General features: G+C 63.3%; 15 protein-coding genes. 8 read left to right on the plus strand and 7 right to left on the minus strand.

Going from position 1 to position 15,102, the window contains the following annotated elements:
• Nucleotides 1-229: 229 nt before the first annotated feature.
• The 5 genes from EFB14_RS27835 to EFB14_RS27860 all read right to left on the minus strand — a co-directional run bounded on the left by EFB14_RS27835 (nucleotide 230) and on the right by EFB14_RS27860 (nucleotide 6,309).
• Nucleotides 230-1,456: an ABC transporter permease gene (locus EFB14_RS27835; RefSeq protein ID WP_126829693.1), complete on the minus strand. Its 1,227-nt coding sequence runs from the start codon at nucleotides 1,454-1,456 to the stop codon at nucleotides 230-232.
• A 4-nt stretch (nucleotides 1,457-1,460) separates the two neighbouring features.
• Nucleotides 1,461-2,600 carry an ABC transporter permease gene (locus tag EFB14_RS27840; RefSeq protein ID WP_126829694.1) on the minus strand — a complete coding sequence of 380 codons (1,140 nt, stop codon included), beginning with the start codon at nucleotides 2,598-2,600 and terminating at the stop codon, nucleotides 1,461-1,463.
• The gene (locus tag EFB14_RS27845; RefSeq protein WP_126829695.1) at nucleotides 2,597-3,295 is read right to left on the minus strand and encodes an ABC transporter ATP-binding protein; all 699 of its coding nucleotides are present in this window, start codon (nucleotides 3,293-3,295) and stop codon (nucleotides 2,597-2,599) included. The genes EFB14_RS27840 and EFB14_RS27845 overlap by 4 nt, the downstream gene beginning before the upstream one ends.
• 271 nt (nucleotides 3,296-3,566) lie before the next feature.
• Nucleotides 3,567-4,745, minus strand: a complete 1,179-nt coding sequence (locus EFB14_RS27850) for an efflux RND transporter periplasmic adaptor subunit (RefSeq protein WP_126829696.1) — start codon at nucleotides 4,743-4,745, stop codon at nucleotides 3,567-3,569.
• Between the two features lie 556 nt (nucleotides 4,746-5,301).
• Nucleotides 5,302-6,309, minus strand: a complete 1,008-nt coding sequence (locus EFB14_RS27860; protein ID WP_126829770.1) for a helix-turn-helix domain-containing protein — start codon at nucleotides 6,307-6,309, stop codon at nucleotides 5,302-5,304.
• 572 nt (nucleotides 6,310-6,881) lie between these two features.
• Here EFB14_RS27860 and EFB14_RS27870 point away from each other — a divergent pair.
• From EFB14_RS27870 to EFB14_RS27885, 4 genes are all read left to right on the plus strand, one after another.
• Nucleotides 6,882-7,331 carry a hypothetical protein gene (locus EFB14_RS27870; protein WP_126829697.1) on the plus strand — a complete coding sequence of 150 codons (450 nt, stop codon included), beginning with the start codon at nucleotides 6,882-6,884 and terminating at the stop codon, nucleotides 7,329-7,331.
• Nucleotides 7,332-7,476: 145 nt separating this feature from the next.
• Nucleotides 7,477-8,037, plus strand: a complete 561-nt coding sequence (locus EFB14_RS27875; RefSeq protein WP_126829698.1) for a hypothetical protein — start codon at nucleotides 7,477-7,479, stop codon at nucleotides 8,035-8,037.
• Between the two features lie 257 nt (nucleotides 8,038-8,294).
• A complete protein-coding gene (locus tag EFB14_RS27880; RefSeq protein ID WP_126829699.1) occupies nucleotides 8,295-8,555 on the plus strand; it encodes a hypothetical protein in 261 nt (86 codons plus the stop codon).
• 1 nt (nucleotide 8,556) lies between these two features.
• On the plus strand, nucleotides 8,557-8,808 hold the full coding sequence (locus EFB14_RS27885; RefSeq protein WP_126829700.1) for a hypothetical protein: 252 nt from the start codon (nucleotides 8,557-8,559) through the stop codon (nucleotides 8,806-8,808).
• Between the two features lie 74 nt (nucleotides 8,809-8,882).
• Here EFB14_RS27885 and EFB14_RS27890 read toward each other — a convergent pair whose 3' ends face one another.
• Complete coding sequence (locus EFB14_RS27890) at nucleotides 8,883-9,620, minus strand: SDR family oxidoreductase (RefSeq protein WP_126829701.1); 738 nt, start codon at nucleotides 9,618-9,620, stop codon at nucleotides 8,883-8,885.
• 485 nt (nucleotides 9,621-10,105) lie between these two features.
• Between EFB14_RS27890 and EFB14_RS27895 the strand changes: the two genes are divergently transcribed.
• Both EFB14_RS27895 and EFB14_RS27900 read left to right on the plus strand, forming a co-directional pair.
• Entirely contained in the window at nucleotides 10,106-10,603 is a 498-nt protein-coding gene (locus EFB14_RS27895; RefSeq protein WP_126829702.1) for a cupin domain-containing protein, read from the plus strand.
• 123 nt (nucleotides 10,604-10,726) lie between these two features.
• Complete coding sequence (locus EFB14_RS27900; RefSeq protein WP_126829772.1) at nucleotides 10,727-11,104, plus strand: VOC family protein; 378 nt, start codon at nucleotides 10,727-10,729, stop codon at nucleotides 11,102-11,104.
• 161 nt (nucleotides 11,105-11,265) lie between these two features.
• On the opposite strand, the gene EFB14_RS27905 is transcribed toward EFB14_RS27900, so the two are convergent.
• On the minus strand, nucleotides 11,266-11,829 hold the full coding sequence (locus tag EFB14_RS27905) for a hypothetical protein (protein WP_126829703.1): 564 nt from the start codon (nucleotides 11,827-11,829) through the stop codon (nucleotides 11,266-11,268).
• Between the two features lie 375 nt (nucleotides 11,830-12,204).
• Here EFB14_RS27905 and EFB14_RS27910 point away from each other — a divergent pair, with 375 nt between their 5' ends.
• The gene (locus tag EFB14_RS27910; RefSeq protein WP_126829704.1) at nucleotides 12,205-13,980 is read left to right on the plus strand and encodes a methyl-accepting chemotaxis protein; all 1,776 of its coding nucleotides are present in this window, start codon (nucleotides 12,205-12,207) and stop codon (nucleotides 13,978-13,980) included.
• A gap of 167 nt (nucleotides 13,981-14,147) precedes the next feature.
• Complete coding sequence (locus tag EFB14_RS27915) at nucleotides 14,148-15,044, plus strand: AraC family transcriptional regulator (RefSeq protein ID WP_126829705.1); 897 nt, start codon at nucleotides 14,148-14,150, stop codon at nucleotides 15,042-15,044.
• Nucleotides 15,045-15,102 lie beyond the last annotated feature (58 nt).

A 15,102-nucleotide genomic window follows, 5' to 3' on the forward strand; every position in this document is an offset into this window, starting at 1 on the left:
TCTTCCACAGGGAAAGGCCAAGCCGATCGAAAGCTGCAACCCCGACTTAAAAACCATCGACTTCGAGGCGAATAAATCGTGGCATTTGGCGCTTTGTATATGTCGATTTGCTACTTTACGGCGCGTGAATACTTGCCCTCGCTTTCGCTCAGCGCATTCACTCCTGTCGTCGCTCACCCCGCCTTGAGCGGAAAGCGAACGGCAATCGACTGCTCTTCAACCCAAATCCCTAACCCCTCGCCCGCAACGCCGCATTCAGCGGCAACCTTGTCGCCGCCAGCGCCGGCAGCGCGCCGCCGATCACCCCGACGGCGAGCCCAAGCAACCCGGCGGTCAAAATCACGTCGGGTGTCACGACAAGCTGAAACGCCATCCGGGTATTGTTCGCGCCCATCGTGCTCGCCTGCCAGCCGTCGAAAGCGAGCCGGGAGGCGAGGATGCCGATGGCCGCGCCTGCCGCCGAAAGCAGCACCGCCTCGACCCAGGTCGCCGTAAAGGCCGGCAGGCGGGAGAAGCCGAGGAGCCGCAGCGTGGCGATCTCGACGGCGCGGTCGGAGACCGAGCTCATCATCGTATTCAAAGCGCCCGCCGCGGCACCCACCGCCATCAGCAGCGCAATCGGCCAGCCGAACAGGCGGATCAGGCTTTCGGTACGCTCGGCCTGCGCAGCATAGAGATCGGCCTCGGAGACGGCTGTGAGCGGCGGGCCGGCAAGTGCTGAAAGCCTTGCACGCAGCGTCGCGAGCGCCCGGGCGGGATCGCCGCCATCGAGCCGCACCCTGAGGCTCTGCACCTGCCCCTGCCGGTCGAAGGCCGATTGCACCGCCTCCCGGTCCGCCCAGATCTCGGATTCGAAGGCGCTACCACCCGAGGCGAAATGCCCGGCGACCTTCCAGTCCACAGCCCCGAGCCGCACCGTGTCGCCGACGGCAAAACCGGGGAAAGCCTCGGCGATGCGGGCGCCGACGACGATCTCACGGCTGCCTGGCGAAAACATCAGCCCCTCTGAGATCGCCGCGCGCTCGCGTAAGCCCGGGCCTGCCGCGTCCATGCCGCGCAGCGACAGCGTCTGGTCCGCGCCGTCCCTGCCCCTGACATCGATGGGAACGACGACTTCGCGCGACAGCGCCAGCCCGCCCGCGCTGTCCCCGGCGATCCCGGGGTTGCGGGCAATCCCCGTATCGCCGCTCATCGCCGCAAGGCTGCGGATCGCCTCGGCAGGCACATCAGAGCCCGTCTCCTGGCTGGTGCCTCCGCCGAGAATGACGGCGATATCAGGCGAACCCGCCCCTGCAAGTGCTGCCTCGAAACCGCGCGCCATGGCGAGAAAACCCGCGAGCACCGCCACGACGAGGGCAACCGAGAGCGCCATCGACACTGAGATCCAGAGCCGCCGCGGCAGGCTGCCGAGATTGACTCTGATCATGAGAAAACTCTGCTTGAGCACTGACGACATTGGGCTATCTCGTTCTGAAAGCGTGGACGATGGGCAGGCGCATGGCGCTGAAAGCGGGCAGAAGCCCCGTCAGCAGACCGAGGCCGGCAATGATGGCGGCGGATTTCAGCAGCACCGGCAAGCCGAAGACGAGGCCGAATTCCGGCCCGATCAGCAGCGTCGCAAGCTTGGCGAGGATGAGCCCGCCCGCGCCGCCGACGGCAAAGATGAACAGCGTCTCGCCGAGAACAAGCGCCACGATCCGCTCGCCGGAAAAGCCGAGCACCTTCATGACGGCGATCTCGAAGCGGCGCTCCCGGATGGCAAAGAGCATGGTGTTCACAGATATCATCAGGATCGTCACGAAGGCGGCAGCAACGACGAGGCCGACGATCAGGCCGATATCGGCATATTGCCGAAGGAAGGCCTCGAGGAACTGTTTTTCCGATTGCGTCTTCGTCTGAGCCGCCGAATTGGCAAACAGCGCGTCGATCCGCGCGGCGAGCACGCCCGATGAAACGCCCGCGCGCGGTCGCACCACGAAGGCGTCGACCGTATCCTTGTCCCGGGCGCGGGCGGCATTGATCGCGTCGTAGCGGGCGAGCATGAAATAGGTGTCGGTGCCGGCATCGGCACCTTCGAAGATGCCGGCGATCGTGAAGCTCCAGTTCCGGCTGCCGTCCGCCTTCAACAATTGGCTGGTGATGCCGATGCGCTGGCCAACCGACCAGCCCTGCGCCTCAGCCAGCGCACTTCCGACCAGCACCCGGTCGCCGCCCTCTTCCAGCGCCGCGATCAGATCAGGCGTCAGCCCCAGCGCCTCGCCATTGGCGGCGGCGATCGCGCGGGGATCGGCGGCGCTGACGACAACCACATTCTTCTCAACCTCGACGAAGCCCCGCATGCGCGCGGTATAGGCGACGGCCGCGACATCGCTCTCCGCCGCGATCCGTTTGAGATAGGCAAGCGGCAGCGGCAGCCCCCGGCCCGCCTTGTTGAAGACGCCGAGCAGATTGTCGCTGGCACCCGCCGCCCCCTGGCTGCCGGCAGTAAAGCTCGCCGTCAGCGCATAGATCAGGAAGGCGACGCCGACCGAAAACATCAGCAGCACCGCGCGCAGCCGCTTGCGCCAGGCATTGCGCCGCATGAGCTCGAGCAGGGTCATCGGCTTGTCCCCTCGGTGAATTCGCCCTTGTTGAGAGTGAGCGTGCGCCGGGCATAGGCCGCCGCTTGGGGATCGTGCGTGACCATGATGACGGTCTTGCCGAGCTCGCGGTTGAGAAAGCCCAGCATCTCCAGAATATCGTTGGCCGATGTCCGGTCGAGATCGCCTGTGGGTTCGTCGCAGAGAATGAGGTCGGCATCGCCAACGATGGCGCGCGCAATGCCGACGCGCTGCTGCTGGCCGCCCGACATGCTCGACGGAAACTGCCGCTGCCGGCCGGCAAGCCCGACGAGCTCCATGACCGTATCGACGCGCGCCCGCCTCTCCTTCCGCCCGAGCGGCTTCAGCAGAAGCGGCAGCTCGATATTCTCGGCCGCGTTCAGCATCGGCAGCAGATTGTAGAACTGGAAGACGATGCCCATGCTGTGCGCCCGCCACGCGGCCCTCGCCGCCTCGCCCATCTGCTCGAGACGGCTGCGCCCGATCCTGATCTCCCCGGCATCAGGCCTGTCGATGCCCCCGAGCATGTTGAGCAGCGTCGACTTCCCCGAACCCGACGGCCCCATGACCGCAACGAAATCGCCGCGCGGAATGGAAAGATCGAGCCCGGAAAAAATCGGTATCGTCTCCCCCCCGATCCTGAACGCCTTCCTGACGCCGGCAAGGGCGATGTACTGTTCTGTAGTGTCGGTCATGATTGCTCCTTGGTGGTTCATTGTTTCGTGGTTTGAAAGTTCGCGGTCAGGGAACCGGCGGCCGCCCTCGTCCTTCGAGATGAGGTCGGAGAGAGGGCGCCGTCCGTAGCGCCCCTCATCCGGCTGCCGCCACCTTCTCCCCGTAAACGGGGCGAAGGGGATATGCCGCGCGCTCTCCATTCCCCACCCGCCTCTCGCAAGGCACGTCCCCTCGCCCCGTTTACGGGGAGAGGGCTAGCGTGAGGGGCAACCGCGGCAGCACGATCAGCCCTCATCCTGAGGTGCGTAGGCCCAGGGCCGGAGCCTCGAAGGACGAGGGCGGGTGATCCACCTCCTCGCCCACCACCAGCCGGATGCGCGCCGCCATTGCAGGCCGCATGCCGGAGGGCGGCGAGGAGAGCGTCAGGCGCAACGTCACCGTCCCCTTCTCCCGCGACATGACGGGCGCGATCTTCGACACCGCGACGGCAAAGGGCTGATCGGGAAAGCCGTCGAGCACCGCCTCGCCCGAGAGACCCGGCCGCATCAGCGCTATATTGGCCTCGGCCACATCGGCATCGATGACCAGGCTCGACGTGTCGGTAATGACGAGCAGGCTTTCATTCTCCCGCACGCTGTCTTCCCGCGAAAGCACCGTGTCGCCGACATGCGCGTCGAGCCGCGTCACGGTGCCTGATATCGGCGCCCGCACGGTCAGCGCCTCGACCTGCTCGCGCGCCCTGTCGATATCGAGATCGGCCTTCGCCGCATCCTGCCGTGCCTGCGCCGCGGCATTTTCAGCCGTATCGAAAGCCGTCTTCGCCGCCTCCAGCGCCTCGGCGGACATCGCGTCACGCCCGGCGAGCCGCCCGGCGCGATCAAGCGAAGACCGCGCCTGCGCCAGCGCGATGCTCTTTGCCTCAACCGCCAGCGCCGCCGCCCGCCCCGATATCTCCGCCCCCCGAAGCGCAAAACGCGCCCCCGCATCGTCGAGCCGCGCCAGCACCCGCCCCGCCACGACGCGATCGCCCGCCTCGACCGCGACAGCGACGATCCGCCCCTCATATTTGGAAAAGACAGTCGCGACATCGGGGGCCACGACATAACCGGAACCGGTGATTTCTCGGGTCGATGCAGTCGCACCCCGGGTTGGCGCGGCCATACCCCGGGCCGATGCAGTCGTATCCCGGGTTGACGCGGCCCCATCGTCAGGCGGGGCCTTTACCGCCGCTCCACCCGCGGATATCCCAGCGCCACCGTCGGCAAGCTCCGCGAGTGCGCGCTCCAATACTGCCGGCCGATAGAGAAGAGCCGCCGCCAGCGACACCGTCGCCGCCAGAGCCAGCAGCCCAGGCATCACCCGCCGCCGGGCTTTGCGCTCCGCCCGCTCCGTCTTGAAAGCCGCGGGCTCGATCGAAAGCGATCTCAGCTTGGCGGCAAGGTCCCGTTCATGTTCCGATGTCGTGTTCATGCCGACAGCATGGCCGGCGGCTAGAAAATCGCGACCTCGAACATGTTTCAGGCGGTCCTCGATCGCGATTGTGTACGTGGTAGCGGCGCTATCGGGGGATCATCGGCACGCTTCGCCGGCGGCATCGCTTGGCACTTGATTGGACGCGATGCACAGCTGATAGCCTCTTCAATCGTCCGCCGCGAAAATGCACCGCAGGCTAGATCTTGGAACGGCGTGCCGAGATCACCCCCCTCTGGCCTGCCGGCCATCTCCCCCACAAGTGGGGAGATCGGCTGGGCGCACCGGCTTCCCCAAACAATCAACGTTGCCACATGCGAAACGGTAGATGGGCAGGAAGCGTAAGCCGCTTGTGATCTCCCCACTTGTGGGGGAGATGGCCGGCAGGCCAGAGGGGGGTGCCACACGGCACGCCCTCTCTTTTCATTCCTGTGGCAAGCGCAGGATGGGAAAGGAGAGGTAAATGCCCCGACAAGGATTCCGGAACAGCACCTGGACATATGGGATAAAAATGGGAGCGGCAGCGCTCACCAACCAAGATCCATCGCGGTTCCCCTCAACCCTTCCTCTGCCGCCACGCCACCGGCGTCATGTCAGTCACCCGGCGGAATTCCCGGTTGAAATTGGACTTCGTCTGGAAGCCGACCTCGAACATCACCTCGGTCACCGACTTGCCCGTGCCGGAAAGCAGCCGGCAGGCTTCGCCGATCCTGTAGTCGTTGACATATTGCGAGACGTTCTTGTCCATCGCCCGGTTGATCGCCGCAGAGATCTGGCGGGCGGGGATGCCGGCTTTGCGGGCGAGCCGGTCGAGGTTGAGATTGGCGTCGCGATAGAGCTTCCTCGCGTCCATCAGCGCGTCGATCGTGGCGATCGTCTCCTTGTCCTCGCTCGTTTCGGGGCGCGGCGCGGTCTCCACCGTCTCGGCCGGCGGCCGGCTGCGGCTGGCGGCGGCCGCCGCAATGGCGAGGATGACGAGGACGGCGAGGTTTCCGACGCTGATCACCGTCAGCGCCCGCTCGCTATGCGCGGAGGCGAGATCGAGGAAGACGAAGGTATCGACAACAGCCGAAAGGCAGAGTGCGGCCGCCGTAAAGATGATCGCCCGGTAGGCCGGCGCCGCCCCTTCGAAGGGCGCCAGCCGAAGCGCATCGGCGCCCGGGCGCATCAAAAGCAGGATCGCGGCGGCATAACCCACAAAGACAAGCACCAGCGCAATGTCGATCGCGTCCCGCCAGACGGCCATCAGGATCAGGATAAGGGCGGCGGGTACGCCATGCAGCGCAATGCGCGCCGGCAGCGGCCGCCGGCTCGTCCTCACCAGCCTGGAAACCCCGGCATAGGCAAGCGGCGGCACCATCGCCGCAGTGACGGGCGCAATCACGCCGACGGCCTGCACCCCATATCCCCAGCGCAGGCCGGAAAGGGTGGATTGCAGCGCCGAAAGCAGGATCAGCGCCAGAAACGGCCAGTTCGGCGCCGCCTCCTCGTCGCGCCTGATGACGGCGACGAAGAGGATCAGCAGCAGGAGGGCGATGACGAAAGGGAGCGGAATGAAGATCATGAGACTCTGCGCGGGAATGGCGGACGGCGCCATCATCGCCGAGTCCGCCGGCGCGCGCGACCTCCATCATGTTTTAGGACCTGTTTTCGGTGGGGATTTTTTCAGCGATCGAGGGCATGTCTGTTCCGTTCAGCCTATGGCACCCCTCTCCCCAGCCCGTGCGGAGGAAGCGCATCTCAGGAAGAGGGTGGATGTGTGTGCCATGCGATACCCCCTCTGGCCTGCCGGCCATCTCCCCCACAAGGGGGAGATCGGCTAGGCGCAATGGCTTCCCCAAACAACTGACGTCACGAACCGCAAATTTAGGGCGAGGCATGGCTTCTTGCCGATCTCCACCCTTGTGGGGGAGATGGCCGGCAGGCCAGAGGGGGGTGCCCCACGGCACGTCGGCAAAGGAAAGAAGAAAGTACCTCCCACCCAAGAAAGCTTCACCCTTGCTTGCACAGTGCCCACCGAAGCGGCCTCGAAGGACAAGGTCGGCCAGCCGCGCTTATCCCCAAAACAGATTTGCAAACCCCTCCTCGCCATGTTACAAAAATGCGATTTCAGCAACACACAACAACAGCCGCACCATGAACCTCACCACCGCCCTCGCCCGTGAAACCACTATTGCCGAAGCGCTCCGCGCCGTCGACGAGGCAATCGGCGATGAGGTGCCGGGCGAGCAGGCCTTCCGCATCATCGCCGCCATCAAGGCCCTGCGTCCGAACCGCTCGCCTGAAGTGGCCGAGTTGGAGCGCATCGATTACCTGGAGATGGTGCAGCGCAACGCCCGCGCCGCCTGGAACAGCCGATATGCCGCCGGCAGCATCGGCCCCGAATACGATGCCGTCGCCGGCGTCGACACGCCGCTCGGCCGGCTGAAGGCTTTGACTTGGCGGCGTGTATGGCGCGGCGGCAAGATCGCCTGGGCCAGCGAATATTACCTCGACGACGACCCCGTCAGCATCACCGAAATCCGCGCCGCCGGCCTGGCGCAGCGACCGACGACGCGGAATAGAAGGAAGAAACAGACGGGATAGGCGCTTATCGCACGCGGGCAAGCGCGGCTATTCTGAAGAAACTCCAAGTCGAGCCGGCGAAAGCCGCTTCCGTGAGATTGACTCGTGAAGCACTCGAACCTACATCCGCTCCGAATGACGGTCCCTTAACTTGAAGTAATTTACGATGAATGCCCTTTCATTGCCGTGGGTGATTGGTCCAGTTTGTTGGATACTTTTATTACCTTCGGCCACCGCCATGCTTTACACCCTTGGGGAGCGCAAAGGCCTGACACCAGCCTCTCTGTTCAGTTCATATATCCTTGCCCCATTCATAGTATCAATCCCATATTACCATCTTTCGTTTGAGAAAAATTCGCCTATCAATATGATTTTTGCACAAATCATTACAACGATATTACTATTTTCTATGGTTTTCCTATTAAGCCGCATTCGAATCGACAAGGAAATTACCTTCAAGCGCCACATCGAGTTTAAGCCTGCGTTAAAATCGCTGTTTATGGGAATTTTCCTTCTGGTTGTGTTTGATGGCCTGTTGATCCGATTCCCGCCCGGGTGTGCCAGTGCGAGGTCGCTGATGGCCTTCAACAAGTGTAAGGCAGGCGAAATGTTGCTCGGCGCGAAGGGCTTCGGAGAGCTTTGGTTTATGGTGAACGTGGGAACACTGGCATTGACCATGATCTGTCTCGGCAGCTTTCATTTGGCGCGACGCCTTTTCAAGGGCTGATGCTAGCGATCCTATGTAAGCCATTTCCTGTCCGCACACGCCCCCAGTTTATGGAATAGCCAAGCAGGAAAACGGCACAGCGCCAGATCTCTCGATCCTCCACTGAGACGTCGGCGCCGTCCCTTCCACGTCAACTCCTTCGAGCGTTTCTACGTCTCGCCCCGCGCAACCGGCAGGTTTTCCGCTCATGTCGTTGCGATTTCCACACCACAACCTTTGACCGGATAGAACACCCCATCACCAATGGGGAATCCATCATGCGCGGACAAGTCTCGCTTTTCACCGACAACACCGCCTTCAAGGCCAGCGTTTCCGGCGGCAACGGCAAGGGGTATTTGTCGCTCGACATGGAGGCCGATGGTGTCATGGTCGTCATTTTCGCACCGGCCGGGCGCCGCCGGGGGCTTGCCCGCATCGCCGCCGTCATGAACGAAGAGTTCAACCGGCCGCTTGTCGACGACGAGGACGAAGAACTGGAGGCCGAGCTTGCCGCCGGCATCGAAGCGCTCGGCCTCTAGCATGTTCGAAACCGCTTTCACGCTGACGCGCGGCGACGACGAAATCGATCTCCTGATCGAATATTCCCTTACCCCTTACCATCCCGGCAACCGCCACGCGCGCCCCGAATTCTGCGCCCCGCCTTCCGGCGGCGAGGTCGAACAGCTGACCGCCTTCCTCGATGGCGCGCCTCTCGACCTGACCGATGCCGAATGCCGCCTGATCGAGCGCCATATCGAGGAGACGCACGACCATCTCTGGGAGGCCGACTGAGAACGCGCCGATCCCGGGAGCGTCCAGGCCGCTCGAGAGCGTCCGGGCCGCCCGGGATCGGCTCTGATCTCTAGTCAGAAGCCGTTCAGCCGCGCAAACATCGCCTCGCCGTGCTGACGGGTATGGACTGACGTGCCGACCAGCAGTTCGTCCCGGCCGCTCTCCAGCTGCGCAAGCGCTTCGGTGGCGAATTCCTCCGGCGACATCGCGAGTTGCCGCTCCGCCCCCTTGGCGCGCACACCGCCGCCGAGGTTCGTGTCGACCATCGGCGGCACCATCTCGACGACCCGCACGCCGGTCGCCTTCAGCTGATGGCGCAGCGACAGGGTGAAGGAGTGAAGCGCCGCCTTGGTCGCGCAGTAAACGGGAACGGCCGCCAGCGGCGTGAAGGCCAGTCCCGAGGTGACGTTGACGATAACAGCGCTCGGTTGCCGCTTCAGGATCGGCAGGAGTTCGTCGATCAGGCGGATCGGCGCGGTAAGGTTGATCGCCACCTCCAGCTCGAGATCGGCCACGGCAGCGTCTCCGTCGAAATCCCTGCGATATTGAACCCCGGCATTGTTGATCAGCATGTTGAGGTCCGGGTGGTTGTTTTCCAGCCAACCCTGCAGGCTGTCGCGATCGTCGAGATCGGTGACGTCGCAGACCCGCGCAATCAGGTGAGGCACATCAGCTTGCGCCGCCTCCAGCGCCTCGCGGCTCCGGCCGCAGATGATCACGCGGTTTCCGCGCGCCGAAAGTTGGCGTGCGAGCGCAAGCCCGATGCCGCTTGCGCCGCCGGTGATGAGAATGGTGTTGTCAGTCAGTTTCAAGTCGAACGTTCCTTCCATGTTGACATGAAGGTGCGCCGACGACGTTTCCAGAGTTCCGGCGGACACACCTGCGAGGCCGGCAAGCCGGCTGCGGTGTCGCGGTTACCCTGAAAGGAGGAGTTATCACCCAATGGGCGACGGCCGGCTACCATCCGACCAGCACTCTTTCGACCGTGGGATATAAGCGGGTTTTCGGGCGGGAGGCAAGCCGACCCGCGATGGCGAACTGCCGCACCCGCCTTTTCCAGCCGGATGTGAACAGGCAGGGTCGCCCGGTGCCTGCGCAGCCGCAACACGCATAAAAAACAAGGCGTAAGACTGGTTACATGAATCAAATTCGAGGCGAGGCACGTCAGCCGTTGCCGACAGCACCAAGCGCCCTATCCTTCAGTCCGCGTTAGAGCCCAGCGGCAACAATCGGGCGAGGCCTCAATCGACAGCAGGTGAAGTCGCGCAAACCGCAGCGACGGCGAAGGGAAACTCCGATGCAATGGAAACCCGTCATGCGCGCCGATGGCGAAGGCGAGCAGATCCTGTTCAAGGTCGGGCTGATGACTTTCAAGGCGACCTCGGCCGAGACCAACGGCCAGTTCGCGTTCATCGAAACCATCCTGCCGCCCGGCGCGCGCGTCGAGCCGCACCAGCATCCGGAAGCGGAAGTCTTCTATGTACTGGACGGCGAATTCACCTTCTGGATCGGCGGCGAGCCGCAAGGCACGATCTCAGGCAAAGGCACCTTCCTCAGCGTGCCGCCGCACATCCGGCATGCCTACTGGAACCACACGGATGCCCCAGGCAAAATTCTCGGCATGCTGGCGCCCGGCGGCGACGGCGGCCTGGAAAGTTTCTTCCGCCAGGTCGGCGTGCCGCTGCAGACTAGCGATGAGGTTCCCGACCTGACTCGGCCGGTGGAGCACCTCCACGAGGAAATCACCCGCCGCCGGAATACCGGTCTTTCGAGGACGAACCCTTTGCCCATGTGATGGGCGCGCATTCGAAAACCGGAACTGACGAAAGGAAGAGAGGCGCGCTTGGAAAATCCCCAGCACGAACGTTCTGAAGGTATTCCAGAGGGCATACATTCCGCACAGAAAAAGGAGGCACCAGTGCAACTGAGCTTGGAGCTGTTTGTCGAAACGCCTGAGAAATCGCTTGATTTCTATCGGCGGGTTCTGGGCTTTGAAGTCCAGGGTTCGGCGAGCACCGAGTATACGATGTTAAGCAATGGTGACGCGGTGATCGCGATTAATTCGCGAAGCACGCTTTCTAGCGATCATCCGATACGGGCCGAAACCCGTCAGCGAGTTGGCCTTGGCGTCGAGATCGTCTTAAAGGTCGCGGACGTTGAGGATGTCTATCGCACGGCGAGAGACAGCGGCTGGCCGCTTTCCGATCTCGCTCTGCAGCCTTGGGGCCTGCGCGACTTTCGCCTTGTCGACCCTGACGGCTATTATATCAGGGTAACCAGCCGTCATACGAGCTGATGTATGTGGGAATGCCTACGTCCAAGAGGGCCTCATACTGAGGTGCGCAGCCCGAAAGGGCGGAGCCTCGAAGGACGAGCCGGGCGCTCCGGCGGGCAGAAGCGGCGCCGGAAGGTGCCCCTTGGAGGCTTGGGAAAACTGGCTGGACGCACCTGCCCGCGCTACGCTTGCGCCGGTCCCCGATGCCCCGCGACAAGTCCACGGCCAGCCGCCGCCGCAGCATGCAGGCCAATAAGGCCAATGGCGGCGAGTGCGTTGATCAGCAGCACATTCGCGACGACGGACGGCGAAAAGGCGTCGTCGCCGGAGGGAAGCACTGAAGTTGCGGCAAAGAGCAGGCCTTCATAGGCGACGAAGCCGGCAAGGAAGGCGCCGGCCATCGTTGCGGGAAGATCGGCGGACAGGCGCAGCACCCCGAGCGCGGCAGCGAGCGAGGCGAATGCCGCAATGCCGATCGCAAGCCCCCAGGCATAGCTGTCCCACGTCTGGGGATAGCCGAGCACGAAATATCCCACCATCTGGTTGGCGAGCCAGGCAATGAGAACCGCCATCACCGCCATCCGCCGGGGAAGAACGACTGCCGAGACCGCCGCCAGCGCCACGAAGGGCGTGACGCAGGCAAGAAGCAGGCTGAGCGCCACGCTCGCGCCCGCAATGATCACCACCCAGGCGATGGCGAAACCGGGTGCGGCGGGGCGCAGGGGAAGCTGATTGCGTTCGAGCATCTCGAAACTCCGTTCGGCCGGGCGCACAGTCGCGCGCCCCACGGAAATAATAGCAAAATCATGTGAAAAGGCCAGCGAGGTCACCACGCGGCACTGGCCGTGGCCGCGACGGGACATGCCGGGATTTCCCGCACCTGACACGCCGACGATATCTCCCGCGCCAATTGCCGCAGGCAAGGAATGCCCCGAAGGGGCTTTCAGAAAGATACAGCAAAAACAAAGAGATGAAAAACTCGAGCTGCTCGAATTAACGAAAGCGCCTTTGCCGCCAGCGCTGCAAGAAGTTAGAGATATAATTAAATCCGCATTAATCAGAATATGCAAATATTCGCTATCGCTTTTGAAGGGTACCTCTTCTTAACTCGGGAGCATGGCGTGGATATTCTTGATCGTGGTTCGAATGCTGTTGCGGTTCTTGCTTCACTCTCCAAATCCCAGGCCATGATCGAATTCGATCTCACAGGCAGGATCTTGACGGCGAACGGGAATTTCTGCCGCGCGCTCGGATACGAATTCTCCGAAATCGTCGGCCGGCACCACAGCATGTTCGTCGAAAAGGAGTATGCGTCCTCTCCCGAATACAAGGCCTTCTGGGCCAAGCTCGCGGCCGGCAATTACGATCAGCAGCAGTACAAGCGCATCGGCAAGGGCGGGCGCGAAGTGTGGATCGAGGCCTCCTACAATCCGGTGATCCGCCGGGGTAAACCGGTCAAGGTGGTCAAGATCGCCACCGACATCACCCGCCAGAAGCTGATCGCGGCAGAAGACGCGGGCAAGCTCGACGCGCTGTCGCGCGCCCAGGCAATCATCGAGTTCACCCCCGAGGGCGAGATCCTGACCGCCAACGAGAATTTCCTCAACGCCCTCGGCTACGCCCTGTCGGAGATCAAGGGCCGGCATCATTCGATCTTCTGCGAACCGGCCTATGCCGCCTCGCAGGAATACAAGGCATTCTGGCCGAACCTCGCTGCCGGCAAGCTCGTCGCCGACGAATTCATGCGCATCGGCAAAGGCGGCCGCAAGGTCTTCATCCAGGCCTCCTACAATCCGATCTTCGACATGAACGGAAAGGTCTTCAAGGTCGTGAAATTCGCGACCGATGTGACGCCGCGCGTGGAAAACGTCGAAGCACTCGCGGCCTGCCTGACGAACCTGTCGAACGGCGACCTCTCGCAGAAGATCGCATCGCCCTTCATTCCGTCGCTGGAGCGCCTCCGCACCGATTTCAACAGCGCCTCCGACAAGCTGAAGCAAGCCATGGCGACGGTCGCCGACAATGCCAGGGCGATCTCCTCGGGATCGAAGGAGATCGGCAGCGCTGCCGACGACCTGGCGAAACGAACCGAACAGCAGGCCGCCTCGGTCGAACAGACGGCCGCAGCCCTCGAAGAGATCACGACCACGGTCAAGGATGCGAGCAAGCGCGCCGGCGAGGCTGGCGAGCTGGTGACCCATACCAAGGCCCATGCGGAGCATTCCGGCCAGGTGGTGAAAGACGCCATCGAAGCCATGGACCAGATCGAAAATTCCTCGCGCGAGATTTCCAACATCATCGGCGTGATCGACGAGATCGCCTTCCAGACGAACCTGCTCGCGCTGAATGCCGGCATCGAGGCGGCGCGCGCCGGCGAAGCCGGCAAGGGCTTTGCGGTCGTCGCCATGGAAGTGCGCGAGCTCGCGCAGCGCTCGGCCAGTGCCGCCAAGGAGATCAAGGCGCTGATCACCGCCTCCAGCGGCCATGTCGCAACCGGCGTGACGCTGGTCAGCAAGACCGGCAGCGCGCTCGAGGAAATCGCCAAGCAGGTTCACGATATCAACGGCAATGTGGTGGCGATCGTCAAAGCCTCGCGCGAACAGTCCACCGCGCTCGCCGAGGTCAACCGCGCTGTCAATACCGTCGATCAGAGCACGCAGAAGAACGCTGCCATGGTCGAGGAGCAGACCGCCGCAAGCCACAGCCTTGCGCGCGAAGCCGCAGCGCTTTTCGAACTGCTCAGCCACTTCCGCTTCGACGACACCCCCACGACGAATGTCTCGGCCCTCCCCGAGATCAAGGCGACAACGCCAAGGCCGGCACAGCCCCAGCGCCCCCGCCCGGCCAGATCCCACGGATCGGCCGCCGTTGCGGAAGCGAGCTGGCAGGATTTCTGATCGGGCGTGGCGTGCCGGCGCCGATCCGCGCCAGGCGGCAAACGCTCCATTTCGCCGTTCGTCCATAAACTGGGCGTACCCGTGCGATCCCTGGCGAAAACCGCAAGATCGGTCGAGCGCCTGATATCCCGGTGCGCTTAGTTGGTGCGGCCACGGAGGGCGGAACGATGAAGGCGGCGCTTCAAGCCTACCATGCCCGGATGCAGCGGGTGCTGGAGTACATAGACCGGCGTCTGGACGATGATCTGGACCTGGACACGCTGAGCAGCGTCGCAGCCTATTCGAAATATCACTTCCACCGGCAGTTCACGGCGACTTTCGGTCTGTCCGTGCATCGCTATATCAAGCTCGCCCGCATGAAGCGCGCTTCATACCGGCTGGCCTACAGGGATGCCACAAGCGTCACCGATATAGGGATGGATGCCGGTTATACCGCACCCGATGCCTTCGCCCGCGCCTTTCGGCAAAGGTTCGGGCAATCGCCATCCTCGTTCCGGAAGTCTCCCGATTGGGAGCCGTGGCTTGCGGCCTTCGGGCCTTTCGACAACGCGAGGAGCAAGCTCATGCAGAAAACCTATACCACTGACGACGTGACGATACGCGATGTGCCCACGACACCGGTGGCCATCATGGAACATCGGGGCGACCCGGCCACGCTCGGCGCCACCATCCAGCGGTTCATCGCCTGGCGCCAGGCCGCCGGTCTCCACCCCAGCACAAGCCCGACCTTCAATGTCTGGCGTTCCGAGCGCCGCCCTGCCTCGCCTGCCGATTACAGCGTCGACCTTTGCGTCGGCACCGACCAGCCGATCAAGGCGAACGGCGAAGAGATCAAGACTGGCGAGATCAAGACTGGCGAGATCCCTGGCGGACGCTGCGCGGTTCTGCGCGTCGTCGGCCACACCGACAATCTGGAGCCCGCCGCCCTCTACCTCTATCGCGACTGGCTTCCGGCAAGCGGCGAGGAAGCACGCGACTTCCCGCTCTACTGCCAGCGGCTGAGCCTCTTCCCGGAGGTGGCGGAGCACGAGGCGGTCGCGGAACTGTTCTTGCCGCTGAAATAGCACCCGCGGTCCGTTTCAGCCAATCTTCCCGCAGGTTCGCCTGGCAAATCTGCGGGAT

This window comes from Rhizobium fabae (assembly GCF_003985135.1).
Taxonomy (GTDB): domain Bacteria; phylum Pseudomonadota; class Alphaproteobacteria; order Rhizobiales; family Rhizobiaceae; genus Rhizobium; species Rhizobium pisi.

Bases quoted from the DNA above. Each gene is read 5' to 3' on its own strand.
- EFB14_RS27835 (WP_126829693.1), bottom strand. From the start codon at position 1,456: ATGTCGTCAGTGCTCAAGCAGAGTTTTCTCATGATCAGAGTCAATCTC.
- EFB14_RS27840 (WP_126829694.1), bottom strand. From the start codon at position 2,600: ATGACCCTGCTCGAGCTCATGCGGCGCAATGCCTGGCGCAAGCGGCTG.
- EFB14_RS27845 (WP_126829695.1), bottom strand. From the start codon at position 3,295: ATGACCGACACTACAGAACAGTACATCGCCCTTGCCGGCGTCAGGAAG.
- EFB14_RS27850 (WP_126829696.1), bottom strand. From the start codon at position 4,745: ATGAACACGACATCGGAACATGAACGGGACCTTGCCGCCAAGCTGAGA.
- EFB14_RS27860 (WP_126829770.1), bottom strand. From the start codon at position 6,309: ATGATCTTCATTCCGCTCCCTTTCGTCATCGCCCTCCTGCTGCTGATC.
- EFB14_RS27870 (WP_126829697.1), top strand. From the start codon at position 6,882: ATGAACCTCACCACCGCCCTCGCCCGTGAAACCACTATTGCCGAAGCG.
- EFB14_RS27875 (WP_126829698.1), top strand. From the start codon at position 7,477: ATGAATGCCCTTTCATTGCCGTGGGTGATTGGTCCAGTTTGTTGGATA.
- EFB14_RS27880 (WP_126829699.1), top strand. From the start codon at position 8,295: ATGCGCGGACAAGTCTCGCTTTTCACCGACAACACCGCCTTCAAGGCC.
- EFB14_RS27885 (WP_126829700.1), top strand. From the start codon at position 8,557: ATGTTCGAAACCGCTTTCACGCTGACGCGCGGCGACGACGAAATCGAT.
- EFB14_RS27895 (WP_126829702.1), top strand. From the start codon at position 10,106: ATGCAATGGAAACCCGTCATGCGCGCCGATGGCGAAGGCGAGCAGATC.
- EFB14_RS27905 (WP_126829703.1), bottom strand. From the start codon at position 11,829: ATGCTCGAACGCAATCAGCTTCCCCTGCGCCCCGCCGCACCCGGTTTC.
- EFB14_RS27915 (WP_126829705.1), top strand. From the start codon at position 14,148: ATGAAGGCGGCGCTTCAAGCCTACCATGCCCGGATGCAGCGGGTGCTG.